Origin of the sequence: Ensifer sp. 1H6, from assembly GCF_001976035.1 — a bacterium.
Taxonomy (GTDB): Bacteria; Pseudomonadota; Alphaproteobacteria; order Rhizobiales; family Rhizobiaceae; genus Ensifer; species Ensifer canadensis.
In genome coordinates this window covers 68,351-93,301 of sequence record NZ_MOAI01000019.1, presented here as the reverse complement: position 1 = coordinate 93,301, position 24,951 = coordinate 68,351, and the positions used below count along the sequence as shown (strand labels likewise).

General features: G+C 60.6%; 20 protein-coding genes and 3 pseudogenes. 13 read left to right on the top strand and 10 right to left on the bottom strand.

The features are described from left to right. Nucleotides 1-37 precede the first annotated feature (37 nt). Genes BKP54_RS21805 through BKP54_RS21795 form a run of 3 tightly spaced genes read right to left on the bottom strand, consistent with a single transcriptional unit; the run spans nucleotide 38 to nucleotide 3,906 of the window. The gene (locus BKP54_RS21805; protein WP_084814911.1) at nucleotides 38-2,041 is read right to left on the bottom strand and encodes an acetyl/propionyl/methylcrotonyl-CoA carboxylase subunit alpha; all 2,004 of its coding nucleotides are present in this window, start codon (nucleotides 2,039-2,041) and stop codon (nucleotides 38-40) included. A 30-nt stretch (nucleotides 2,042-2,071) separates the two neighbouring features. Beyond that, nucleotides 2,072-2,362, bottom strand: a complete 291-nt coding sequence (locus BKP54_RS21800) for a hypothetical protein (RefSeq protein WP_084814939.1) — start codon at nucleotides 2,360-2,362, stop codon at nucleotides 2,072-2,074. Between the two features lie 11 nt (nucleotides 2,363-2,373). Beyond that, the gene (locus BKP54_RS21795) at nucleotides 2,374-3,906 is read right to left on the bottom strand and encodes an acyl-CoA carboxylase subunit beta (RefSeq protein ID WP_084814910.1); all 1,533 of its coding nucleotides are present in this window, start codon (nucleotides 3,904-3,906) and stop codon (nucleotides 2,374-2,376) included. Between the two features lie 141 nt (nucleotides 3,907-4,047). Between BKP54_RS21795 and BKP54_RS21790 the strand changes: the two genes are divergently transcribed. The 4 genes and pseudogenes from BKP54_RS21790 (at nucleotide 4,048) to mmsB (ending at nucleotide 8,758) form a co-directional block, all read left to right on the top strand. Continuing rightward, the gene (locus tag BKP54_RS21790) at nucleotides 4,048-5,466 is read left to right on the top strand and encodes an XRE family transcriptional regulator (protein WP_057218849.1); all 1,419 of its coding nucleotides are present in this window, start codon (nucleotides 4,048-4,050) and stop codon (nucleotides 5,464-5,466) included. Between the two features lie 121 nt (nucleotides 5,467-5,587). Continuing rightward, nucleotides 5,588-6,729, top strand: a pseudogene (locus BKP54_RS21785) (isobutyryl-CoA dehydrogenase). Nucleotides 6,730-6,741: 12 nt separating this feature from the next. Continuing rightward, entirely contained in the window at nucleotides 6,742-7,806 is a 1,065-nt protein-coding gene (locus tag BKP54_RS21780; protein ID WP_084814909.1) for an enoyl-CoA hydratase/isomerase family protein, read from the top strand. 55 nt (nucleotides 7,807-7,861) lie between these two features. Beyond that, nucleotides 7,862-8,758: a 3-hydroxyisobutyrate dehydrogenase gene (gene mmsB / locus BKP54_RS21775; RefSeq protein ID WP_084814908.1), complete on the top strand. Its 897-nt coding sequence runs from the start codon at nucleotides 7,862-7,864 to the stop codon at nucleotides 8,756-8,758. Between the two features lie 71 nt (nucleotides 8,759-8,829). Here the strand turns inward: mmsB and BKP54_RS21770 are convergent, their stop codons facing one another. Then, nucleotides 8,830-9,240, bottom strand: a complete 411-nt coding sequence (locus tag BKP54_RS21770; protein WP_084814907.1) for a 4-oxalocrotonate tautomerase family protein — start codon at nucleotides 9,238-9,240, stop codon at nucleotides 8,830-8,832. A gap of 105 nt (nucleotides 9,241-9,345) precedes the next feature. Between BKP54_RS21770 and BKP54_RS21765 the strand changes: the two genes are divergently transcribed. Beyond that, nucleotides 9,346-10,209, top strand: a complete 864-nt coding sequence (locus BKP54_RS21765; RefSeq protein ID WP_084814906.1) for a LysR substrate-binding domain-containing protein — start codon at nucleotides 9,346-9,348, stop codon at nucleotides 10,207-10,209. Nucleotides 10,210-10,231: 22 nt separating this feature from the next. Here BKP54_RS21765 and BKP54_RS21760 read toward each other — a convergent pair whose 3' ends face one another. Beyond that, nucleotides 10,232-10,981 carry an SDR family oxidoreductase gene (locus BKP54_RS21760; protein WP_084814905.1) on the bottom strand — a complete coding sequence of 250 codons (750 nt, stop codon included), beginning with the start codon at nucleotides 10,979-10,981 and terminating at the stop codon, nucleotides 10,232-10,234. 283 nt (nucleotides 10,982-11,264) lie between these two features. Between BKP54_RS21760 and BKP54_RS36675 the strand changes: the two are divergent. From BKP54_RS36675 to BKP54_RS21735, 5 genes and pseudogenes are all read left to right on the top strand, one after another. Then, nucleotides 11,265-11,933 (top strand): annotated as a pseudogene (locus tag BKP54_RS36675) (tyrosine-type recombinase/integrase); the annotation flags it as partial. A gap of 264 nt (nucleotides 11,934-12,197) precedes the next feature. Further along, complete coding sequence (locus BKP54_RS21750) at nucleotides 12,198-12,761, top strand: type IV toxin-antitoxin system AbiEi family antitoxin domain-containing protein (RefSeq protein ID WP_084814904.1); 564 nt, start codon at nucleotides 12,198-12,200, stop codon at nucleotides 12,759-12,761. Further along, nucleotides 12,751-13,655: pseudogene (locus BKP54_RS21745) on the top strand (nucleotidyl transferase AbiEii/AbiGii toxin family protein). Before BKP54_RS21750 ends, BKP54_RS21745 begins: the two are co-directional and overlap by 11 nt. Before the next feature lie 718 nt (nucleotides 13,656-14,373). Beyond that, entirely contained in the window at nucleotides 14,374-14,751 is a 378-nt protein-coding gene (locus BKP54_RS21740) for a helix-turn-helix transcriptional regulator (protein WP_084814903.1), read from the top strand. Continuing rightward, a complete protein-coding gene (locus BKP54_RS21735; RefSeq protein ID WP_348626756.1) occupies nucleotides 14,745-14,993 on the top strand; it encodes a HipA N-terminal domain-containing protein in 249 nt (82 codons plus the stop codon). The genes BKP54_RS21740 and BKP54_RS21735 overlap by 7 nt, the downstream gene beginning before the upstream one ends. Before the next feature lie 833 nt (nucleotides 14,994-15,826). Here the strand turns inward: BKP54_RS21735 and BKP54_RS21730 are convergent. The 3 genes from BKP54_RS21730 to BKP54_RS21720 are packed head-to-tail and all read right to left on the bottom strand — an operon-like array spanning nucleotide 15,827 to nucleotide 18,992. Next, entirely contained in the window at nucleotides 15,827-16,606 is a 780-nt protein-coding gene (locus BKP54_RS21730) for a methyltransferase domain-containing protein (protein ID WP_158071717.1), read from the bottom strand. Next, nucleotides 16,599-17,960, bottom strand: a complete 1,362-nt coding sequence (locus BKP54_RS21725; RefSeq protein WP_084814901.1) for an FAD-dependent oxidoreductase — start codon at nucleotides 17,958-17,960, stop codon at nucleotides 16,599-16,601. The genes BKP54_RS21730 and BKP54_RS21725 overlap by 8 nt, the downstream gene beginning before the upstream one ends. Nucleotides 17,961-17,993: 33 nt before the next feature. Then, nucleotides 17,994-18,992, bottom strand: coding sequence for a GNAT family N-acetyltransferase (locus tag BKP54_RS21720; protein ID WP_084814900.1), 999 nt, complete (start codon nucleotides 18,990-18,992; stop codon nucleotides 17,994-17,996). Between the two features lie 361 nt (nucleotides 18,993-19,353). Between BKP54_RS21720 and BKP54_RS21715 the strand changes: the two genes are divergently transcribed. The 3 genes from BKP54_RS21715 (at nucleotide 19,354) to BKP54_RS21705 (ending at nucleotide 23,266) form a co-directional block, all read left to right on the top strand. Continuing rightward, the gene (locus BKP54_RS21715) at nucleotides 19,354-20,397 is read left to right on the top strand and encodes a Gfo/Idh/MocA family oxidoreductase (protein ID WP_084814899.1); all 1,044 of its coding nucleotides are present in this window, start codon (nucleotides 19,354-19,356) and stop codon (nucleotides 20,395-20,397) included. 108 nt (nucleotides 20,398-20,505) lie between these two features. After that, a complete protein-coding gene (locus BKP54_RS21710) occupies nucleotides 20,506-21,636 on the top strand; it encodes a DegT/DnrJ/EryC1/StrS family aminotransferase (RefSeq protein WP_084814898.1) in 1,131 nt (376 codons plus the stop codon). After that, a complete protein-coding gene (locus BKP54_RS21705) occupies nucleotides 21,626-23,266 on the top strand; it encodes a glycosyltransferase (RefSeq protein ID WP_084814897.1) in 1,641 nt (546 codons plus the stop codon). Before BKP54_RS21710 ends, BKP54_RS21705 begins: the two co-directional genes overlap by 11 nt. A 367-nt stretch (nucleotides 23,267-23,633) precedes the next feature. On the opposite strand, the gene BKP54_RS21695 is transcribed toward BKP54_RS21705, so the two are convergent. Further along, the gene (locus BKP54_RS21695; protein ID WP_084814895.1) at nucleotides 23,634-24,410 is read right to left on the bottom strand and encodes an ABC transporter substrate-binding protein; all 777 of its coding nucleotides are present in this window, start codon (nucleotides 24,408-24,410) and stop codon (nucleotides 23,634-23,636) included. Nucleotides 24,411-24,540: 130 nt separating this feature from the next. Next, the gene (locus BKP54_RS21690) at nucleotides 24,541-24,936 is read right to left on the bottom strand and encodes a VOC family protein (protein WP_084814894.1); all 396 of its coding nucleotides are present in this window, start codon (nucleotides 24,934-24,936) and stop codon (nucleotides 24,541-24,543) included. Nucleotides 24,937-24,951 lie beyond the last annotated feature (15 nt).

Below are 24,951 nucleotides of genomic sequence, written 5' to 3'. Positions count from 1 at the left end.
CAGGAATGAGGGTGAGGACTTGATTGCTTGGCAACCATCATTCGAATTCCATGATCAATTCGTCGACCGCGAGGCTTGCGCCGGCGGTAACGGCCACGCGCTTGACGGTCGCGCGCTTCTCGGCGCGCAGGATGTTCTCCATCTTCATCGCCTCGACAATTGCCAGCGACTGGCCCGCTTCCACGGTATCGCCGGCCTTGACCGAGACCGAGGTGATGACGCCGGGCATCGGGCAGAGCAGCATCCTGGAGGTGTCAGGCGGCAGCTTCTTCGGCATGAGTTTGGCAAGCTCGGCGACGCGCGGGCTCCTGACCCGGGCAATCACGTCGATGCCACGCCAGCGCAGCCTGATCGCCGTACCCGTCAGTTCCACCTTTACGCTCATCGGCTGATTGTCGATGTTGAAGGTGGCGAGCGTGCGGCCCGGCGTCCAGTCGCCGGCAATCGAGGCGGAGGTGCCGTCTTCAAAGCGGACATAGGCGCCGTCGGCCGAAGCGCCTGACGTCAACGCAAAGTCCATGTCGGCAAGATTGACCACCCAATCGTAGCCGACGATGCGACGATGATTGCCGATGGTGCCGGAAATCTGGCTGGCGCGTTCCTGCAGGACCTGGTTGATCGAGACGGCGATCGCCGCCAGCTTGCGCGCCGACGCTTCATCCGGCGTCACGCCATGGAAACCGTCGGCGAATTCCTCGGCGATATAGGCGGTCGTCAGGCGGCCGTCGCGGAAGCGCTGCTGCTGCATCACGGCGGAGAGGAACGGCAGGTTGTGACCGATGCCTTCGACCTCGAACTGGTCCAGTGCTTCCGCCATGGCCTCGACGGCCATCTGGCGGTCCGGTCCCCAGGTGCAGAGCTTGGCGATCATCGGATCATAATACATCGAGATTTCACCGCCCTCGAAGACGCCGGTGTCGTTGCGGATCACCGTGCCGTCGTCGTTTGCACCTTCCACAGGCGGGCGATAGCGCGTCAGCCTGCCGATCGAGGGCAGGAAGTTGCGATAGGGGTCTTCGGCGTAGAGACGGCTTTCGATCGCCCAGCCGTTGAGCTTCACGTCCGCCTGGCCGAAGGTGAGCTTCTCGCCGGCCGCAACGCGGATCATCTGCTCGACAAGATCAAGGCCGGTCACGAGTTCGGTGACCGGGTGTTCCACCTGCAGGCGGGTGTTCATCTCGAGGAAATAGAAGTTGCGATTGCCATCGACGATGAACTCGACCGTGCCGGCCGAATGGTAGCCGACGGCCTTTGACAGTGCCACGGCCTGTTCGCCCATGGCCTTGCGGGTGGCGGCATCCAGGAACGGCGAGGGGGCCTCCTCGATGACCTTCTGGTTGCGGCGCTGGATCGAGCATTCGCGCTCGCCGAGATAGAGCGTGTTGCCGTGCTTGTCGCCGAGCACCTGGATTTCGATATGGCGCGGTTCGGTCACGAATTTTTCGATGAAGATCCGGTCGTCGCCGAACGAGTTCTTCGCCTCGTTCTTGGAGGACTGGAAGCCTTCGCGGGCCTCCTGGTCGTTCCAGGCGATGCGCATGCCCTTGCCGCCGCCGCCGGCCGACGCCTTGATCATCACAGGATAGCCGATTGATCCGGAAATTTTCACGGCCTCGTCGGCATCCGCAATCAGGCCCATGTGGCCGGGCACGGTGGAGACACCGGCCTCGGCCGCAAGCTTCTTCGAGGTGATCTTGTCGCCCATCGCCTGGATTGCGCCAACCGGCGGGCCGATGAAGGCAACGCCTTCCTTTTCGAGCGCTTCGGCAAACGCAGCATTTTCCGACAGGAAGCCGTAGCCGGGATGAACCGCATCGGCGCCGGTCTTGCGGATCGCCTCGATGATCTTGTCGATGACGATATAGGACTGCGCCGAGGGCGAGGGCCCGATATGAACGGCCTCATCCGCCATGCGCACGTGCATGGCATCGCGGTCGGCGTCGGAATAGACGGCAACGGTGGCGATGCCGAGATTCTTCGCTGTTCTGATGACGCGGCAGGCGATTTCGCCACGGTTGGCGATGAGGATCTTCTTGAACATGCGTTTCTCTTTCAAATCCGTGGTGTCGCGTCAGCGTTTGAATTTGCGCCGATAGGGCAGAAGTGCGATCGATGATGCCGCAACGGCGCCGCCAAAGAGCAGCGCAAACGGCACGACGACCATGGCCGTGGCGAGGATGGGGCTGCTGGAGCGGGCGATATGGGTGCCGACCGCGCCGATGTTGAGCCAGATCAGCACGCCAGCGACGGTCGCGCCGGTCGCAAGGCCATAGAGCGCGTTGACGGCCAGGTAGCGCAGCATCTCGCGATGGTCGCGGCGGGCCTCTTCCGGTGTCATGATGCGTTCGCGTTCCGGCTCCATGATTGCCTCCATCACAACGGGATCGTGTCATGCTTGCGCCAGCGGACATCGACCTGCTTGTTGCGAAGCGAGGCAAAGGCGCGCGCGATGCGGCGGCGCGAAGAGTGCGGCATGATCACTTCATCGATGAAACCACGTTCTGCGGCGACAAACGGATTGGCGAAGCGCTCTTCGTATTCCTTCGTACGCGCCGCGATCTTCTCGGCGTCGCCGAGTTCGGAGCGGTAGAGGATTTCGGTCGCGCCCTTGGCGCCCATCACCGCGATCTCGGCGGTCGGCCAGGCATAGTTGACGTCGGCGCCGATATGCTTGGAGGCCATGACGTCATAGGCGCCGCCATAGGCCTTGCGCGTGATCAGTGTCACCATCGGTACGGTTGCCTGACTGTAGGCGAAAAGCAGCTTGGCGCCATGTTTGATGACGCCGCCATATTCCTGGGCGGTGCCCGGCAGAAAGCCCGGCACGTCGACGAGGGTCAGGATCGGGATCGAGAAGGCGTCGCAGAAACGGACGAACCGGGCGGCCTTGCGCGAACTATCGATATCGAGGCAGCCGGCAAGGACCATCGGCTGGTTTGCGACGACGCCGACGGTCTGGCCTTCCATGCGGATGAAGCCAGTAATGATGTTGCGGGCGAAACTCTGCTGCAACTCGAAGAAATCACCCTCGTCGGCAAGCGCAAGGATGAGTTCCTTCATATCGTAGGGCTTGGCAGCGCTATCGGGGATGAGGCTGTCGAGCCTGCGTTCCAGCCGCGACGGATCATCGTGGAATGGCCGGACCGGTGGCTTCTCGCGATTGTTGAGCGGCAGGAAATCGAAGAGCAGGCGCACATGCTCAAGCGTCTCGATGTCGTTTTCGTAGGCCGCGTCGGCGACGGAGGATTTTTTCGTGTGCGTGCCGGCGCCGCCAAGCTCTTCGGAGGTGACGATTTCGTTGGTGACGGTCTTCACCACGTCGGGGCCGGTGACGAACATGTAGGATGAGTCACGCACCATGAAGATGAAGTCGGTCATCGCCGGCGAATAGACGGCGCCGCCGGCGCACGGGCCCATGATCACCGAGATCTGCGGGATAACGCCCGATGCCTCGGCATTGCGGCGAAAGACCTCGGCATAACCTGCAAGTGAGGCGACGCCTTCCTGGATGCGCGCACCGCCTGAATCGTTGAGGCCGATGACCGGCGCGCCGTTCCTGACTGCCATATCCATGATCTTGCAGATCTTCTGCGCGTGAGTTTCCGACAGCGAGCCGCCGAGCACCGTGAAGTCCTGGGAGAACACATAGACCTGCCGGCCATTGATCGTTCCCCAGCCGGTGACGACACCGTCGCCGGCGACCTTCTGGCTGTCCATGCCGAAGTCGACGCAGCGATGCGTGACGTACATGTCGTATTCTTCAAAGGAATCTTCATCGAGCAGAACCTCGATGCGCTCGCGTGCCGTCAGCTTGCCTTTGCCGTGCTGGGCGTCGATGCGCCGCTGGCCGCCGCCGGCTCTTGCCTCCGCCCGGCGAGCTTCGACCTGTTCAAGTATGGCGCGCATAATTCCCTCCCGGTTTTTCCGTGATTGTGCAGAGGCGTTTGTCGCTTCGCAATAGCCTCGAAGGACGGATGGTAAAACGCCCGTTCATGTGCAAATGTGAAATAGAGAATATTGCGAAATGTAAATTGCAAAGTTGTGAACATGGCGATCGGCAAACTCTATATCGGCCGCAAGGTCAGGGAGCTTCGGGATGCAAACCGGGCGACGCAGGGGCAGTTCGCCGAGCGCATCGGCATCTCCACCAGCTACCTCAATCAGATCGAGAACAACCAGCGGCCCGTATCGGCTTCCGTTCTTCTGGCACTTGCCGAAAAGTTTCAGATCGATATTGCCGAACTTTCGACCGGGGAGGGTGACAGGTTGCTTTCGGCGCTGTCGGAAGCCTTGAGCGATCCGCTGTTCGAGACCTATTCGCCGAGCCTGCAGGAATTGAAGCTGATCACCCAGAATGCGCCGGGGCTAGCGCATGCGCTGATCAGTTGTCACCAGGCCTATCGCCGCAACAGCGAGCAACTGGCCAGCATCGACGATACCATCGGCCGCGGCGGGTCTTCGGTGGAGACGACGCCCTATGAAGAAGTTCGCGACTTCTTCCACTTCGTCGACAACTATATCCACGACATCGACGTTCTCGCCGAGCGACTCGCAGGCGAACTCGGGCTCGGTGAAGGCGACAACCATGCAGCATTGGCCGCCTATCTCGAGCAGCGCCACGGCGTGCGTGTCTTGCGGGGTGCGGCCGGCGACGAGGCGATCCGGCGCTACGATCCGCGTGCCCGTCTGTTGACGCTGAACCCCTATGCCCCGGCCGCGACACGCGATTTCCAGATTGCACTGCAGATCGCTCAGTTGCACGCCCGAGAAGAGATCGACCGGGTGGCCGGCGGCGCCGGTTTCCGCACGGAGGAAGCCTACGAGATCTGTCGCATTGGGCTGCAAAACTATTTCGCCGGTGCGCTGATCCTGCCTTACCAGGCCTTTCACAAGGCGGCGCGCGAGCTCCGGCACGACGTCGAGCTGCTGGCGGCGCGTTTTGGTGCGTCGCTCGAGCAGGTCTGTCATCGGCTGTCGACGCTGCAGCGTCCGGGCCAGAAGGGCGTGCCGATCTTCTTTGCCCGTATTGATCGGGCCGGCAACATCACCAAGCGCCATAGTGCGGCCAAGCTGCAGTTTGCCCGTTTCGGTGCGGCATGTCCGCTCTGGAACGTGCATCAGGCGTTCGAAACGCCCGGCCGCATCATTCGTCAGCTCGCTGAGACGCCTGATGGTGTGCGCTATCTTTGCCTTGCAACGCAGATCACCAAGGGTGGTGGCGGCTTCCGCGCCGCACAGCCGCGTTACGCCTTGGCGCTCGGTTGCGAGATCTCCTATGCTGACGCCTTCGTCTATGCCGACGATCTCGATCTCGGCAACCGCGCGGCGTTCGATCCTATCGGCATATCCTGCCGGATCTGCGAGCGCACGAAATGCGCCAGCCGCGCCGTACCACCATTGAAGCGAAGACTGATCGTCGACCATGACTTGCGCGGCGCTCTGCCGTATCGTCTGAGTGAAAGCTAATGGACTTGGCAGGGTTCTGTTCGTTTTTGAACAGAACCTGTGAGAAGTTGCACCTGTGCCTGTACGGAATTTGGTGTAACTAGCCCCAATCGTTCAATATGCGGTCAGGGAGGACATGCATATGGATTTTCACCTGTCAGAGGAACAGGAAGCCATCCGCCAGATGGCGCTTGACTTCGCTCGCGACGAATTGGCGCCTAACGCCATTGAGTGGGACCAGGAAAAGCATTTCCCGGTCGATAAGCTGCAGGCCGCAGCCGCCCTCGGCATGGCAGGCATCTATATCAGCGACGATGTCGGCGGCACCGGCCTGACACGGCTCGACGCCGCCATCATCATTGAGGCACTGGCAACCGGCTGCCCGGCGGTTGCCTCCTTTGTTTCCATTCACAACATGTGCGCCGGCATGATCGACCGCTATGGCACCGACGAGCAGCGCCATCGGTTGCTGCCGAAGCTGCTGACCATGGAGACGCTGGCGAGCTACTGCCTTACCGAGCCGGGATCCGGTTCGGATGCGGCAGCACTCAAGACCAAGGCTGTCAAGGACGGTGACAGCTACGTGCTGACCGGCCAGAAGCAGTTCATCTCCGGTGCCGGTGTGTCCGGCCTCTATGTGATCATGGCGAGAACCGGCGAGGACGGGCCGAAGGGCATCTCCACCTTCGTGGTGGAAAAGGATGCGGCCGGCCTCACCTTCGGCGCGAACGAGAAGAAGATGGGGTGGCATGTGCAGCCCACCCGCGCCGTGATGCTCGACGGGGTGCGGATCCCCGCTGAAAACCGCCTCGGTGCCGAGGGTGACGGCTTCAAGATCGCCATGGGCGGGCTCGACGGCGGCCGGCTGAACATTGCCGCAGCCTCGCTCGGCGGTGCGCAGGCCGCCTTCGACCGGGCACTGGCCTATGTCCAGGAACGTCGCGCCTTCGGCAAGGCGATCGGCGAGTTCCAGGCACTGCAGTTTCGCCTCGCCGATATGGCAACCGATCTCGAGATCGCCCGCACCTTCCTCTGGCGCGCGCCTCGGCACTTGATGCTGGTGACCCCGAGGCCACGAAACTTTGCGCCATGGCCAAACGCTTCGTCACCGATCGCTGCTTTGCCGTCGCCAACGACGCGCTGCAGCTCCATGGCGGCTATGGCTATCTCGCCGACTACGGCGTCGAGAAGATTGTCAGGGACCTGAGAGTGCACCAGATACTCGAGGGTACCAACGAGATCATGCGGCTTATCGTGGCGCGCTCGATCTTCGGCCGGAAATAGGAAGGGCTTTTCATGGAAATGCAGGCGGTAGCACCGGAAGTCATCGTCGAACGCCAGGGCGCAATCGGCCGCATCCGGCTCAATCGCATGAAGGCGTTGAACAGCCTCAACGTTCCGATGATCCGGTTGATCGCCGAAGCGCTGACCGAGTTCGAGAGCGATCCTTCTGTCGCGGCTGTGATGGTGACGGGTGAAGGCGAGCGCGGGCTTTGCGCCGGCGGCGACATCCGTATGATCTATGAGAGCGGGCGCGAGCGGCCGGCCGAAGGTGCGCAGTTCTGGCGCGAGGAATTCGTCGTCAACAGCCGGATTTCCGCTTACCCGAAGCCCTACGTCGCCATCATGGATGGTATCGTCATGGGCGGCGGTGTCGGCATCTCGGCACATGGCAGCCACCGTGTCGTCACCGAGCGCACCCGGCTTGCCATGCCGGAAACCGGCATCGGCTATTTCCCGGATGTCGGCGCCACCTGGCTGCTGCCTCACGCGCCCGGCGAATTCGGCACCTATCTCGGGCTTACCGGCCGCGACATCGGCGCCACTGATGCAATCCATGCGCGCCTTGCCGACCATTATGTGCCGACCGCCAAGCTCGATGAGCTGTTCTCGACCCTTGCCGCGCTGCCGCCTTCAGCCAAGGCCGCGGATGTCGATGCCGCAATTCAAGGGGTGGCCGATGAGGTTCCGCCATCGCCGCTCGCGGCGCATCTCAAGGCAATCGACCGGTGCTTCGCCTTCGATACGGTCGAGGAGATCCTTGCCGCGCTCGAGGCGGAAGACAGTGACTTCGGCAGGGAAACGCTGGCGCTGCTTCGCTCGCGTTCGGCGCTGAGCATGGCACTAACGCTCGATCTCCTGCGTGCCGGACGCAAGAGCGCCTCGCTCAATGAATGCCTCGAGCGGGAATACTCGGCCACGCTCGGCATGCTTTCCAATCCCGATTTCTATGAGGGCGTACGTGCCGCCGTCATCGACAAGGACCGCAACCCGAGATGGTCGGTGGGCCTTTCCGATGTGACGGAAGAGAAGCGCGCGCAATTTACGAACCGAGATCACCTGCCATTGTTTGTCGCCTGAGGGAGCCAGTCGCTCCGGTTGGCGTCGGTCGAATTGCAATTCAGGAGGAGTGAAGATGACGAAGATCGCCTTTATCGGGCTTGGCAACATGGGCGGCCCAATGGCCGCCAATCTGGTGAAGGCCGGCCACGCGGTGACCGGCTTCGATCTGTCGGAGGCATCGCGCAACGCTGCGGCAAAGACGGGTGTTTCGGTTGCAGGTTCGATCACGCATGCGGTGCGCGAGGCGGAATGCGTCATCACCATGCTGCCGGCTGGCGCGCATGTGCTCTATGTCTGGGATGAACTGCTCGGCTTCGTCGACCCCGGCACTTTGCTGATCGATAGTTCGACCATCGACGTCGACAGCGCCCGCAAGGCGCATGCGCTTGCCGACAAGGCCGGATGCCTGTCGCTGGACGCGCCCGTTTCGGGTGGCACCGGCGGGGCCGCCGCCGGCTCGCTCACCTTCATGGTCGGCGGTACGGATGATGCCTTTTCCCGCGGCAAGCCGCTGCTCGACGCCATGGGCAAGAAGATCGTTCATTGCGGTGACGTCGGTGCGGGCCAGGCGGCAAAGATCTGCAATAACATGATCCTTGGCATTTCCATGGCCGGCGTCTGCGAGGCCTTTGTGCTCGCCGAGCGCCTCGGTCTGTCGCATCAGGCATTGTTCGATGTTGCGTCGACGTCGTCCGGTCAATGCTGGTCTCTGACGACCTATTGCCCGGTACCAGGGCCGGTGCCGACATCACCTGCCAACAACGACTATAAGCCCGGTTTTGCAGCAAGCCTGATGCTGAAGGATCTGAAGCTGTCGCAGCAGGCCGCCAGCACAAGCGGCGCCTCGACGCCGATGGGCGCCCAGGCAGCGCAGCTTTATTCCATGTTCGAGAAACTCGGCCATGGTGGCGAAGACTTTTCCGCGCTCATTCATCTGCTGCGCGGCAATGAGGAAGCAAAGCCCGGCTGACCGGGCGAAACAGGCATACGGCGTCGATGCGAGCCGACGCCGTATACTTTTGGCCATCCCAGACGTGGCGGCTAAACTGCCGCTTTGAGCTGGTTGCTGATGTAGCGAAACTCCTGCGTCTTGCCTTCGAAACCATAGGCGGCAGCCGAGACTTCGTGCACGAGGATATAGCTTTCCGGATGCACGTTGCCGAGCAACTGCTGAAAACCGGCGAAGACCGCTTGAAGGTAGCTTGCCATCTCCTGCTTGGTGTTGGTGCCGTCCACAACCTTGATATCAAGCCAGAAGCTGTTGGTGCCCTGTTCTGCAAGCGAGCGGCCGCCGGCGAACCAGTGAAGCGGATCGGCATAGTTGACGACGATGGCCGTTATCGTCGGATCCTTGCGCAAATGCGTGGCCGTCAACTCGCTGACGAGGGTGGCGATGCGCTGGGACAGGGCAGGGTCGGCCTTGCCGGTGACGGTGACATTGATGATAGGCATGATTGGCTCTTTCAAGTGTCGGTTGGTGTTGAAGCCAATCTCGCATTTCCATTGGTGTAATTAAATCGAATTGTTTTTGACTAATAGTTCGATTATTGTGAAGTTATGCAGACGCTTGATCCTGACCTGTTGCGTACATTCTTGGCCTTTGCCGAAAGCGGCTCGCTGGCGCATGCCGCAACGGTCGTCGGTCGAACCCCTTCGGCGGTCACCGCTCAGATGCAGCGGCTGGAGGCTCTGATCGGCGAGGCGTTGCTGGCACCATCCGGGCGCGGCCGGGTGCTGACGCCAGCCGGTGAAGATGTCGTGGTCCACGCCCGCAAGATCCTCGACGCTCACCGTGACGCGTGGCTCAGCCTCAAGGGGGCACGTACCGACGGGCGCGTGTCGCTCGGCTGCACACAGGATTTTGCCGACAGCACGTTGCCGACGCTGCTGCAACAGTTTGCGCGCGCGCATCCGCGGGTACAGCTGGATCTGCGGGTCGGCCGTTCGAAAGAGCTCGTGGCCCAATATGATCAGGGCGCTGTGGACGTGATGATCGTCATGCGGCAAAGCGCGGCGAGCGACGAAGTCGCAGTGTTGCGCGAACCGATGGTCTGGCTATCAGTGTCGCCGGACGTCCTGCCTGACGACGAGCAATTGCCGCTTGCCGTGCTCGATCCGCCCTGCGGTTTCCGCTCAGCCGCCGTCGATGCGCTTGAGGGAAGTGGCCGGCCCTATCGGATAGCAGCGACAAGCCCGAGCCTCTCCGGGCTTCGTGCCGCGGTTCGCGCTAGCATCGCGCTGACGGCGCGAACCGAACGCTTCGTCGGCGAGGGTGTGGCGATTGCGCCCGAAAGGTTGGCGCTGCCGGCCTTGCCCGATGCCGAGTTCAGCCTGCGTCTCAAAGCCGGCGCCGAAAAGCCCGCGACCACGCTTGCGAGCCTTCTTGCCGACGGACTTTCAAAAGCGGTTTCTGCGCGCTGACAGTTGCTTCGAGTGCCGCGGCTTACATTTGAACCGTCATGCCGCCATCGACCGTCAAGGTGATACCGTTGACGAAGCTCGAGGCTGGTGACGCGAGGAACACGGCGGCAGGTGCGATTTCTTCCGGCCGGCCCCAGCGCTTCAATGGGATGCGGACATCGACGAATTGCTGCAAAACGGGATCGGCGGCCAGCGCGGCATTGGTTTCCGTTGCAAACCAGCCGGGCGCGATGGCGTTAACGGTCAGGCTGTCAGAGCCGAGTTCCACGGCAAGCGATCGCGTCAATGCGCCAAGTCCGCCCTTTGCCGCGGTATAGGCGGGGTCGCCGGCGCGGGCTGCAAAGGCCGCAATTGAGGTAACGAAGATCAGCCGTCCGGCGTCCGATTGTCGAAGATAAGGCAGCGCTGCCTTCGCCATCCCGTAAGCAGCAGTGAGATCGGTGTTGATGAGGGCCGCAAAGCCGGCAGCATCCATCTCGTGCGTACCACGGCGGTCGCGCTCACCGACGGCGTGGATCAGAATATCCAGCCTTCCGGTACTGCCTGTCGCCGCGGCCAGTATCTCGTCTACATCTGCCGCCACGTCGCCGGGCGCGGTCTCAAGCGTGATGCCTTCACTCGCGGCCCGATCGCGTGCCGCCTCCAATGCCGAGCGATTGCGGCCATTGATCGCCACCGACGCGCCCGCCTTGGCAAGTGCCTTTGCCATCTCAAAGCCAAGTCCACGGCCACCGCCGGTGACGAGAGCTGATTTGCCGTTGAGATCGAACATATATACCTCGTGACTTGTCATCGCGGTCGAAACAACGCCAAGTCTCGACATCCAACGTTTAGCGCGTGTTGCCGTGTCAGCCAACCTGGAGGTTTGACGGCGACAAGGTGCGTCGCCGGTCAGTGCCCGATCGAGCGGTGCGGGCTTTCACGGATACGGAGTGCACGGTCATTGGGGAATAACAGATGATCGACGCGCCCGTTTGCTAATGCCCAGCATATATTGGTGGCAGTCTGCTATTTTCTATTTCCGGATAAGAGCGTGTCAGTAATATGGGCTCACCGGCGCTCTGGCTGACAGCACGCGCTCCATCTTCGAGCGAGAACTTCTGCCGGCATGGCGCAATCGTCTCCTGACGGAGATCACGCCCGACGATCTACGAGCCCATTGCGGGAAAATCGCTGAACGCGGCGCTCCGGCGACGGCCATCCACGTGCGAGACATACTGTGAAGTAGATCTACGGATTTGCCATCCTGAACGGAGAGAAGGTCGCGAACCCGGCAGCCGAAGTGGGACCAGCGTCGATCACCACTTTCGTGCCGAAAAACCGCGCGCTCTCATCCTCCGAAATTCGAGTGATGCTGAAGCAACTCGACCACATCGCCACGCTTCCCACTATCCGTTTGGGAATGCGGCTCTATCTCCTCACGGTGGTTCGCAAGAGCGAGCTGCAGAACGCGTATGGGACGAGGTCGACTTCGAGAATGCGGTCTGGACGATCCCCAGAGCGGATCAAGCGCTCCAAGGCGAATAACGCCTGTCGCGCCAGGTACGACATTATGATCGCCCTGAAGACCTGTGTAAGGGAATTCAAGATATCTGCTGCCGTCGCGGCATCACGCGGATGCTCCGATGTCGCGCGCCACCTTGAACCGGGTGACCTACGCAGTCGTCGAACGGGCGAAAGCGGAAGGTTTTCCACTGGAGCCGTTTACCCACGTTCTGGGAAGGGGACATGCCGCTAGGGCTTGATGGCTGACGTAGTGGCGGGCTCTGACCGCACGTTCGTTCTTGACCTCCAGGGACGGGCACGTAATGTTCTATATTCGTTCTAGTTTGGGGTAGAAGTCAAGGAGCAGGTGAGCATGGGTGTTTTTCAGAGGCGAATGTGTTAAAACCTCTGCTGGTATGATTTTTAGCAGAGGAAACATCACGGAAGTGGACACGGCTGGCACCCAAGGGGCTCGCGCACTGGAACTCCTGAAAGCCCGGCATATGCTGCGGCTGAAGGATTTCGCCGCGCACGGCATTGGCTCAGAGACGCTCGCGCGCCTGATACGAGATGAAGAAGTCGTTCGTCCGGCGCGCGGCCTCTACCAGCTTCCCGACGCTACGGCCGACGCACGACATGCCCTAGCCGAGGCATCGGCGCTTGTGCCGAGAGGGATCGTCTGCCTGATCTCGGCGCTGCAGTTTCATCAGCTGACGCTGCAAATGCCGTCGGCGGTCTGGATGGCCATCGATCGAACGGCTTGGCGCCCCAAGATCGACTATCCGCCTATCCGTTTCGTACGCTTCACCGGCACCGCTCTCGCCGAGGGTGTCGAACGGCATCGCATCGAGGGGGTCGACGTGCCGATCACAAATCCGGCGCGTTCGATCGTCGATTGCTTCCGTTATAGGACGAAAGTCGGCCTCGATGTTGCGATGGAGGGGCTGCGCGAGGGGCTCCGGCGGCGCAAAACCACAAGCGACGAACTCTGGACATATGCGAAGAGGGCCAGAATCTGGTCGACCATGCGACCCTATGTCGAAGCGACGGTGGCTGATGGCGCTTGAACCGAAGAAAAACGTCGGGGCATCAGTGCGCGCCCGGCTTCTGGATCGGTCCCGCGCGGAGCGCACGGACTTTCTGATCCTGCTGACGCGCTACGCGCTCGAAAGGCTCCTGTACCGGCTGAGCCTATCCGCGCATCGCGACCGCTTCATCCTATAGGGCGCGATGCTGTTCGTTACATGGGTCGCCGACCCGTTTCGGCCGACGCGTGACCTCGACCTGCTGGGTTATGGTGCGAACAGCCCGAAGGCCATCGCCGAAACCTTCCATGCCATTTGCACGCAGCCAGTCGACGATGATGGCGTCGTTTTCGATGTCGATGCGCTCGAAGCCGCGCCGATCCGTGAAGAAGTCGAATATGGCGGAATTCGAGTCCGCACCACAGCCACCATCGCGGCGCCCGCATCCCGATTCAGGTGGACATCGGCTTCGGGGATGCCATCACACCCGGACCGGTCGAAATAGAATATCCATCATTGCTCGATGCTCCGGCGCCGCACCTGCGAGCCTATCCGGTCACAACCGTGGTCGCAGAGAAGTTCGAGGCGCTGGTGACGCTAGGCATGGCGAATAGCCGCCTAAAGGATTTCTACGATCTTTGGCTGATCGCCGAGACGTTCGAGTTTGAGTGGTCCACCCTCGCGAAGGCCGTGCGCCAGACTTTCGCTCGAAGGGGGACGGACTTTCCGAAGGAGAGGCCGATGGGTCTCAGCGATGCCTATGCCGAAGTATGGGATCGGCAGTGGCGGGCGTTTCTCGGTCGCGAACGTATGGCGGTCGCGCCGCCAGGCTTGGCCACGGTTGTGGGGGACCTCGGACGCTTTCTGCTGCCCCTCACTTGGGCCCGTGAAGGAAATTGGCTTTGGAAGCCGCGTGCGGGATGGATTCAGCTGTAAGGCCGCGCCGTTGACGCGAGTGCCGGTCGTGGCGCTATATGGCGCGGTTCGGTATTCCGGCGGCCGTCACTGTCCTTGTCGGAGCAAGCCCGCTCACCTGGTTCGACAAGATGCCGGCTCTCGCGAGCTACACGCTCGGCGGATGGAGAAAATCACTGTCGTCAAGGCCGTCATGGGAGTGCTGATCGTCGTATTCGCCATTCAGCAACTGTGACCGCGTTTCCAGATACTGGCTTTCCTGTTGCACTGGCTGCCACTTGGAGGCGTGCTGTCGGAGTAGCGGTCTCTCCGGCAATCATGGGGCACTAGGTTCCGCCTTTCTGCTGAACACCGGCCTGACGAAGGAGGCGTTCGTCGCCACGGGCGTCCTATCCGAGCAGCTTATTCAGTCGTAGCAACTGCTTGCGCCGGTTGCAGTGGGCACGGTTTGGGCGTTCACCGGATCGTTCGTGGGCAAGCGTGTCCTGCAAAAGATCACATTGCGCACCGTGCAGATTATCCGTGGCGATGCTGCTTATTGGAGCCGGACCGGCGTCGGGTCTTATTTAGCCCTGACTGGTCCCAGGCAGGGACGCATCGACCGGGAAGGAAGCGCTCAGGCACGTCGCCTAGTCGGCCGCCAAATCGAGCCACTGCTCTATGGCACCCTTGTTGAATTCCACAATTAGTCATATATGACGTGATACGGCTATTTTATCATCGTATCTGGATCATTGCTATGGGATCGTCGAAATCAAAGTCCGCCCTAGAAAGACTTGGACACGACGTGCGCGGCGCTCGTTTGTGGCGCGGCATCGCCGTGGCCGATCTGGCGGTGCGTGCGGGCACGTCACCGAGCACCGTCTCGCGCCTCGAGAAGGGGGATCCCGGTGTCGGAATCGGCACGCTCGCCGATATCCTGGTTGTGCTTGGTCTTGTCGACCGGCTGGCCGACCTGATCGACATCCGCAAGGATGATCTGGGTCTAGCGTTGACCGCCGAACGCCAGCCGCGTCGCGGACGGTCTATTGCGACCACACTGCGCAGGCAGAAGGCCAAGGGTAAAACGGCACTGGATGATCCTGATGCCGTCGATCCGGACGGCGCGTCATTCTGAAGCCCGACGCCAACGCCCATGTCGTTCTCGGCGAGAGCCTGACACCCGTTGGTCAGCTGCGTTTCACGCAGGCCGGGCCGCGGCAGTTCTCGACTTTTGCCTATGATCCAGCCTGGATCGACAGTCCCCGCGCCTTTGCCGTGCAGCCAACCTTTCCGCTTGAAGCTGGGCCGTTTCACACATCTGGTCAGCCCGGAAACATGCGCGGTGCATTGGCGGGCGTCTGCCGCCGCGCCGGATAGTTGGGGCCGGAGGCTTCTCGAACGTACCTATGGCAACGGTTTTTCATCCCACCGCTTCAATTCTGCGGTTGTCGGCTGATGCAAGGCTTTTTCGGACTGTTCCTCCAGGCCGAACGCAATTGATTCATTCTCGACAACGAGCACCCGTCCTCGGTTGCCTTGGACAAATGGCCTTGAGTTTCTGCAAGAGCGAACAACTGCCTTCGGACGCGAATTCCCCGTTCAATGGAAGTCGGAGCGATTTTGAGAGGGACAACGCCCTTGGACCGAATGATCGCGAAGCCCTGATCGTCCGGACGCGTTTTCGAGATCGCGCGCCTTGTGGCGGCGAGAGACAGCGGTTCAACGATGCTGGGCGTCGGTTCCGACGCAGCGACCAGCAGTGGATTAGCCGCGGTATGCTTGTCGAGCCTATCTCGTCTTCAGCCCGAACCTGCGCGCCTTCGCCCAGCGCGTCGATCCTTGTCGAACGCAAAGTGTTCGTCAAGGATCGAAAGACAAGCGGAGGCCAGCCTCGATCGAGGTCGTGATCGCGATGAGTCCGTTGATATCAATGGCCGCCCTTCGCCTCACTTCAGCTTGTCCCGAGCATGATCTTGGACCGGCCGTCAAGAACAGCACCGTAGCGAATGCGATCTGCCCTGCCATTGGCAGCCAGTACGCGCTCGACAAGGGCAATCCAGGTCGAAAGGTTCTCCAAGCCTATGCCAGGTTGGAGACGATCTACACCGGTCCCGTGGTCGTCGGATCTATCAGTATCTGCCCGCCAAATCGGTTGGCATCGGCGACCTCGTGCGGTGACCGCACGTTGTCTGCTTACTGCCAACGTATTGCTAAAGCTTGCGGGCGAAGATCGCGATCTCTGCAGCGTTCTCCGGGAAACGTTTGCCTAGCCGGATCAGTCCTTCGACCGTGTTGTTGCCGACGATGTCGAGCACCTCGCGCATCTGGCCGTTGGAGAACGGCTTGAACATGTATCCGGAGAACGCGAGTTCGCCGAAGCCTGCATCAATTACCATTTTCTCCAGCGTCTCCCGATGGAAGACATTAGGTTGCCCGAGTTCGATGTTTCGTTCGGAGAGTTGTGTTGGCGATTGCATCAGGCCCATTTCGACGCCGAGCAGGCGATGAAAAGACATGGCATTCGGCACGCTGACCAGAAGCGAGCCGCCGCGCCTCAGAAGCGCGTTGGCGGCCGACAGCATGGTCTGAGGATTGGTTGTCTCGTGCAGCAGGCCCGATAGCAGAACGGCGTCAAATCCTTCCGGCATTCTTGTCCTTGCCGCTTCGACCCTCTCTTCGAGATAACCGCGTTCAAGCTCAAGCTTGTCGATGGACGCCCGTTTTTCCTCGATCAGGTCGGCATAGAACGAGGGTTCTATCACTAACCAGCTTCGGATGGACGAACCGGCGAGATCGAAGCGGTTTATCAGCAGATCGGGACCGCAGCCCACCTCTACGACAGACGTTGGGGCGAGTTGCCCGAGGAACTCCAGGCAGTTGTCCTGACGGGCGGTTATGAGATGCCGCTCGAACGCCATGTCGATGAGATACTTCTGGGCATACTCCTCGGCGCCAATCAATTTGGACGCTGTGGCAATGGCGTCAGGCATAACTTTCGGCTCCGATCGTTGTTTTGATTGCCAATGAGGCCTCCTGGATGATTCCATCGAGGAATGGCGTGCCCGCCGAGCGCCCGACAAAGCGCAGATTGGGAACGCGGTCGAGCGTATCCTGCTTCAACTGCGCGGTTGCTCTGCCGTAGTCCGAGGTGGGAACAGGAATGATGTTGCGATAGAGATCGCTGTGACTGCCGAGAACGGTGGCCCCGGCATCAATGATGCCGCATCGCCTGCATTCATTCAGCGCTGCACCTGCAAGGTCCGCCGGCAAGAGTTCGTCAACGAGATGCTCGAAGGTGATGATGTGGCCGCCGGCCGGGATATCACCGATGTTGTCGTGGAAGATGGCGCGGAAGAAGGCCGGGTGACGGTTGAAGTTCAGCGCATACTCGGCCTGATGGGTAACAGGCCGGTCCACGAGTGCGTGGGAGATCTGCAAATGGCGGAACCGCGGCAGGGCGCCGGGGGACACGGCCATGGCGCGAGCGACGAGCGCGGGCGCGATCGTGCTGATCACGCCTGCCGGGCGGATGACCTCGCCAGACCGCAGCACTATGCGCTCCAGACGCTGCGTGACTGGCGCACGATGAATCTCCTGCACTGCGTCGTTGAAGAGGAACGTCACGCCGTCTGCGGCGAGGCTCTGCTGCAGGGCATTGATCCAGGTCGAAATGCCGCCACTCTGCGGCCGCAGGAACTGCCGCGCAGCGTTTTTGGGCAAGTCGCTGTAGCGTGCATGCGCGATGCGCCCGGCGAGAGCCTCGTCGTCCAGCAGTCTCGAAGTTGCCTGATGGTCCCCGGCGATCATGCGGCGCGGCAGGAACCACGTGACGGCATTCGGCGCCAGCTCAGACAGTTCCGTCTCAAAGAGCCCGAGCACGGCGTCGCGAACGAGGCCGTTCGTCAACGTCGGCCCGAACCAGTTCAGGCTGTAGTCCTCGGCATTGTCGGCATTTTCGACCGGTCTCGTTGCGCGCATTTCGTCGAGCGCAACGTTTAGCTGCGTCCCCAGGACGGTTGTGTCGAGACAGGAGCTTTCCGAATTGAAGCTGTCCGCAGTGATGGCGCTCTCGCGTGGCCAGCCGTCATAGTAGACCCAGGAAAACTGGAAGTCGGGGCGGTGAAAGATCGCATCGTCGATCGACTTCGTTCCCGAAAGAACCGGGAGCCGCAGACCGGCATCAAGCCTATACGACTGCCCGCCGAGGTCGACGGCGGTCGACTTCCACAGGCCTCCTGCCAAAGCGCCGGCCTCGACCACGGTTACCGAAGCGCCTTGCGCCCTTGCAAGCGCCGCGCATACGAGCCCTGCGACGCCGGCTCCGATGACAACGAGTTCCGTCATGTCAAACCTTCCAGATCCTGAGCTACATTGTCCTTATGCAAAACCCGCATCCCCATTCGCCAGTTGCTCCAGATCGACGTCGAAATGCCAGTGCACCGCGACGCCAGAGCCGAAACGCAGTTTCTGCTTCAGCAGATTGGTGTTGATCGCGTATCCATCGGATAGGGTGTTGATGCCGAACGACATCACCTTGAAGCTGCTGGCCGCTGTCGCGTCGATTACGCCGGCCAGCAGGTAATCCACGGCGCCAAGTTCTCGCCCGCGAGGATTGGAGGCGATGTATTGGGTGTGGAGCGTTTCGGCGTTGTAGGCAAAGCACCATGTCCCGGCAAGAATCTCGCCGTCCGACCCGTATGCGAGCCATAGCTGGTTTTCGCCTTCGAGGCGACGGCGCAGATCTAGCATCTCGGCGAGGTTGTGCACCGGCACAGTCGAATGCCGCTCCTGCAGGTTGCTGCACAGCAGCGTGTGGAAGGCCACCCAATCTGCCTCTTGTTGGGCTTGCCGTAGCTGCACGCCTTTGCGTTCGGCGGCTTTGATGGAGGCGCGCCTCTTGGCTGAAAAGGCATAGGCTCTGTCGATCCGGATGAAACTCCAGAGATCGGCACGGCGCACCGTTCCTGTTCTCAGCAGCAGCCTTAGATCACTTTCATCGAATTGTTGTCCGAAGATCGCGGGCACAGTCTTGTAGACGAGCTTGCGATATCCCCGCTCAAGCAGCGTCCCGGCGACCGCCGAAAGGATGCTGGCTCGCTCCGAGGGGTCGATCACGTTGGCAATCATGCCGCCGAAAGTGCTTCCCGGATGAGAGGCCACGACGTCCGTGGTGTTCGGTGCGCGCGCCAGCGCAATGGCCGCCTTCAGCCGAACGCCGGGGTCGCTCCAGACGCACAGGCTTTCGTCTTCGAAGCGCTTGCCATGGTATTCGAGAAACCGGCGGCTGTGCATGATCGTGCCGGCCTGCGTCGTGGGCACGAAATCATCCCACGCTTGTTTGGCGCTGGCGTCGTAGGACGTGATGTGATGAACCATGCGTAGTTTCGCCGCTATAGAGTTTCCGCTGACCTCGGCGCTTGGTTCGCGGCATCGGTCGGTGGGTGGTGAAATCCGACGAGAAGCGAACGGCGATTCTCAGCCGGCTCGCCAACCCCGTCACATTCTCCGAAATGTTTCCAATCCGGAATATTGCTAGTCAATTCATTGTCTTGGTGCAGCAACGACGATTGCTTTTCGAGGTCGACCGCACTCGTGTTGTATTTGGGCAATCTTTTGCCAGGCTTTCCGTCGCTGAGTATTCGGTCAGCGATCATCTATTGGGAAATTAGCCGCGTTCAGGCCGGGACAAGCTTTGTTGTCCAGTTTGGGCCGAGTAGTTTTCTTGATGGATGGGGATATGATCAAGGTCGCATTGTTTGGAATGGGGTATTGGGGCCGAAACCTGTTCCGGGTGATTTCCAACAATCCCGGCCTTCAACTGGCCGCTGTCGTTGATCCTGCGCCCGGCCTGCAGGAAAGACTGGCGGCATCTCACCCGAACGTCAAAGTCTACCCCGACGCGGCACCGGTGATGGCCGACAGTGACATTGATGCTGTTGTGATCGCGACGCCGGTCGCGTCGCACTACGATCTCGCGCGCGCTGCCCTGGATGCCGGCAAGCATGTCATGGTCGAGAAGCCGATGTGCAGCTCAAGCGACGAAGCCGCCGATCTCGTTTTCCGGGCTGCTGCTCGCGGCCTGACGCTGATGGTGGATCACACGTTCCTCTTTCATCCGGCCGTCATGAAGCTCGCCGAGCTCGTGCACTCCGAGGCGCTTGGGCGCATCTCCTATTTCGATTCGCAACGCGTCAATCTCGGCCTGTTTCAGCCCGACGTGAACGTCCTGTGGGATCTGGCCCCGCACGATCTCTCGATCATCGATTACCTCTTCCAGCACGAGCCGGTCGAGATCGAGGCAAGCGGGTACTGCCACGTCAATCCCACCTCTCCTGATATCGCCTACCTGACATTCCATTACCCCGGATCAATGGTTGCGCATCTCAACCTGAGCTGGATGTCTCCGGTCAAGGTGCGGCGCATCGCCGTCGGAGGCAGCGCCCAAATGGCAGTCTGGGACGATCTCAATCGTGAAGAGCCGCTCAAGGTCTATGATTCGGGCATCACCTTCCAATCGGAGCAGGAGCGCCACATGATCCTGCCGAGCTACCGCATCGGCTCGGTCCATTCTCCACGCCTTGCGGGCTCGGAACCGCTGGTGGATGTGCTCGAGCATTTCCGCCGGGTCATGCTGGGGCAGGAGCGATGCAAGACGGATGGTCGCCTGGGGCTACGGGTCGTGCGCACCCTTGAGCAGGCGCAGGCGAAACTGGACTTCAGCCTGCTGCGTGTTCGCAACGGGTTGGCCGCTCAGCAAGGCAGCGTCGTCGCGGCGGAATGAGATCCGTTTGACCCTGTACCTTTAGCCGAAACATTTATCAGCAACGTTCACTTTCCCAATCGTCGTGCGTGTGGGCAAGGAGTTCGAATGCAAGGGAAAGAGACTTAGATGAACGCCCATTCCACAGTGCCCTTCGTGGACCTGTCGATACAGTGGAACCAGATACGCAGCAGCGTATTGCCGGATATGGAGCGCCTGTTCGAAGCAAGCGCCTTTTGCCTTGGCCCTTGGGCCAAGGACTTCGAGCAGCGGATTGCCGAATACCTCGGCGTGCGCCATGCCGTGGCTGTCAGCAGTGGCAGCGCCGCGTTGCATGTCGCGGTGATCGCTGCGGGAATTGTTCGGGGCGACAAGGTCCTGGTTCCGACCCACACCTTTATCGGGACGGTCTGGGGTCTGATCTATGCCGGCGCCATTCCGGTGTTCTGCGATGTGGAGGCAGGCGCTGGAACGATCGATGTTCGCGACGCCGAAAGCAAGCTGGACGAAAAGGTGAAGGCGATCATACCGGTTCATCTCTACGGGCAGCCCGCGGACATGGCGGCGGTCCTGGAGTTCGCCCGGCGGCACAAGCTGCTGGTGATCGAGGATGTCGCGCAGGCGATCGGCGCCCGCTACGATGGGCAGCCGCTGGGCTCTCTCGGAGACTTTGGCTGCTTCAGCTTCTATCCTGGAAAAAACCTTGGCGCAGCCGGCGAGGGTGGTCTTGTCGTCACGAATGACGATCGCAGCGCCGACGCGATGCGGGCATTGCGCGATCACGGTCAGGCACAGCGCTACGTCCACCAGATGATCGGTTACAACTATCGTATGGATGGTATTCAGGCGCTGGTGCTCGGCCACAAGCTCGCACATCTCGACGATTGGACGAACCAGCGGCGGCAGATCGCCTTGCGCTATGCGGAAGGCCTTTCAGGGCTTCCCTTGAAGCTGCCGGAGGTCGTCCACGGCGATCACGTGTTCCACCTCTATGTCGTTCGCACATCGCATCGCGATGGGCTCAAAAGCTATCTCGAAGGACACAGCGTGCAGACTGGACTGCACTATCCAATCCCGCTTCATCGACAGCCATGTTTTGCCGACATGGCATCGGCCCAAGGCAATTTCCCCGTCGCCGATGACTATGCCGGCACGGCACTATCGCTGCCGATGTTCGCCGGCCTCACTCCGGACCAGCAGGACCGAGTCATCGATGCAGTAAGGGGCTTCTTCGAGCGAGGTGACGAGAATGACCAGTAAAGCGCCCCGTAGGCGGGTCCTGTGTGTCAGGCCGACTCTCAATCCGGACGCCGGCCCATTGCTGCGCAGGATATCCAGCGAGTGGGTGGATGCGCTTGCGCTGCATTGCCATGTCGACACGATCGATCAGGATTTCGACTTCGAACAGGCTTGCCAAAAGCTGAAGCCCGATTTGATCGTATTTGATGCCGTCCATTGGGTCCGCCCTCAACGGCTCAATATCGCCAATATCGATGCGTTCCCAGAGATCCCGCGGGTCTTGTATCTCAATTGCGATCCCCATGATCCGATGAGACCGCTTCTTTTCGGCATGCTGGAAACCTATGGCGTCGAGACCATATTCTGCGGCATTGAACACTTGCAGCACACGCCGGAGCTGGAGCGTTTTACCTGCCACCTCCTGCCGCTGTTTATCGACAGCAAGATATTCAGGGACTACGCTGTCGAAAAGACGATCCCGGTCACGATCTTCAGCGGCCATTTGTTTCCCGCCTTTTACCCGTGGCGAGCGAAGATTACGCAGGAGATACAGCATTTCCTGCCAACGCTGGTCTACACGCATCCGGGCTACCAGTCCGGCACGCCAGCACCTTTTGAAGTTCGTGACGAAAAATATGCCCGGCTGATATCGCAGAGTTACTTCTCGATCGCCGATACGACCCGGCTGGATTATGTGGTGCGAAAACACCTGGAGATACCGGCCGCCGGCGCGATCCTCGTTGCGCCCGACTCCGAGGTCGTCAAGAGATACGGCTTCGTCGATCTTGAGAACTGCATCCTGGGCAGCGGCGAGGAACTCTATGCCAAGATCGTTGCGGTATCCTCGAAGCCTGACGCGTACAACCGCATCAAGAAAAGCGGTTACCGGCTGATACAGGACAATTTCACCCGCGAGAAATGGACGTATCTGCTCGACTGGTACGAGTGCCGCATGGCGCGCAAGCCAGGTGAGATGACGCAGCAAACGAGACAGTTCGGACGGTTCAGGAACGTGCCGGCCAAGCCGGATATGCCTGCGATCGCCGATTTTTCGCTTCACGACAACCCGATGTCTGCCATCCTACGTGATGCCCGCGACGCGATTCTGACCGGAGACGATTTGGGGCAAGCGCAGGCCGCGCTCACCGACGCGTGCCAATGGATTGGTCATATTGCCGAGCCGCCATTCATGCTGGGCATACTGGCGATGCTTCAGGGGCAGCTTGAGGACGCGATCGTGCTCTTTACCCGCAGGGGGAACGCACAAGGCCGGCTCAGTCCGAACATGGGTCGGCTGGATCCTTGCGAGATCGCATGGCTCCTGCTGCTGTCGGCATTGTTGAACGACGCAGATCTGCGCGAAATGATGATGCGGCAGGCAGAAACCGTGCCTCATGTCAGCATTCGTCGCGCCATGTGGCTGATATCCGGACCGGTGCAGTGCATCGATTTCGAGAAGGCCGGCCTGGAGGGCCTGATGCCTGGGGATTGCCTCTCCATTCATTGGTTCGGCCAGGAAGATTTTTCCCAATGGCTGGCGCTCATGGAACGGGTCCTGAACGGCTGCAATCTCCCCGACCAGGCCGCGATGATCCGCGTTTTGGCTGATGGCCTTTCCGGTATCGCCTCGGCGAAAGCGATAGCGGTGTAACCAGAAAGTCTGGTCAGCCTAAGTTTCCAAAGGCATATCTGCTATCGGTGGCCGCGGCCGGAACTATGCGGCTATGGCTGCGGCAAAGGAAGCCTGCTCGCGTACTTGCGCGGGCCGGGCTGCGCCTTCGCCGAGATCCACGCCACACTGAGATCGACAACGCCGCAAGCCTTGCTTGTTTTCGACGGTGCGACTTCGTAGAGTTCGCGGAACAGGACGACGACGAGTTTCGCTTGTTGATCTGGCGTCCCGGAGCTTAGGCGCTGCAATTTTTCAGGACTGCGCGTTGCTGTGGCCAAGCACGCACATTGTGCGCGACAACGCATCCCCGACCGCCACTATGGCGGCCGGTGAATGCACGTTTGGCCTACTTCATCGTATAGACGTCGACAGTGAAGTACTTGTCGTTGATCTTCTTGTAGGTGCCGTCGGCCCGGATTTCGTCGAGCGCCTTATTGAGCTTCTCGCGCAGGTCGTTGTCGTCCTGACGCACGGCAATGCCGACGCCTTCGCCGACGAACTTCTTGTCGGTGATCGGTTCGCCGATGATTTCGCAGCAAGTCTTGCCGTCATCGTTCTTCGTCACCCAATCGAGAAGCGGCAGCATGTCGCCGACCTGCAGGTCGAGACGGCCGTTGACCATGTCGAGATTGGCTTCATCCTGGGTCGGATAGAGCTTGATCTCGGCGTCCGGATAGGTGGCGGTGATAAAATCGGCCTGCGTGGTGCCCGACTGGGCGCCGATCACCTTGCCCTTGAGGGCTTCATTGGTAAAGGTGGTGATGCCAGCGCCCTTCGGCGCCACATGCGTCATGGCCGCAAGATAGTAGGGATTGGTGAAGGCGACTTGCTTCTTGCGTTCTTCGGTGATGAACATCGAGGCGATGATGAGGTCGTATTTCTTGGCGAGCAGACCGGGGATGATGCCGTCCCAATCCTGCGCGACAACCTCGCAGTCGGCCTTCATGCGCTCGCAAAGCGCCAACCCGATATCGACATCGAAGCCACCGATTTTGCCGGCGGAATCGACGAAGTTGAAGGGCGGATAGGCGCCTTCGGTGCCGATCTTGATCTTGTCAGCGGCTGTCGCCGCCGTTGCCGTCGCCATGACAGCCAGCATCATTGCTGCAATCTGTTTCTTCATCCGTGTTCCCCTTGTTAGCGCATCATTCTTGATGCTTCCGGGAGAACACTAAGTCCGGTCCGCCTATAAGCGAAATAGATAGGCGCGATAATTGGTATTGTTTCGATTGATCATGATCGATCTCAGACGATCACTTGTACCGGCCGCGGCGCTGCAGGACCTCGATCTTGTAGCCGTCCGGATCGGTGATGAAGAAGAACCGCGCCAGAAGTGCGCCGTCGCGATTGAACTCGACGATCTTGTTCGGACCAAGCCCAGCATCGGTCAATCGCTTGTGCTCGCTGTCTAGATCGCTCACCGACAAAGCGAGGTGGCCGTAGCCGTCGCCGAGCGCATAGGGCTCGGTGCGGTCCTTGTTGATTGTCAGCTCGAGCTCGAACTCGCTCTCTTCATTGCTGAGATAAACAAGCGTGAAGGTTTCGAAATCGAGCCGCTCGGCTACGGAAAGCCCGAATGCCACTCTGTAGAAATCCAGGGATTTCTGCTCGTCGAGCACCCGGATCATCGAATGGATTGCCTTGGCCAAGTGAGCCTCCTTCAG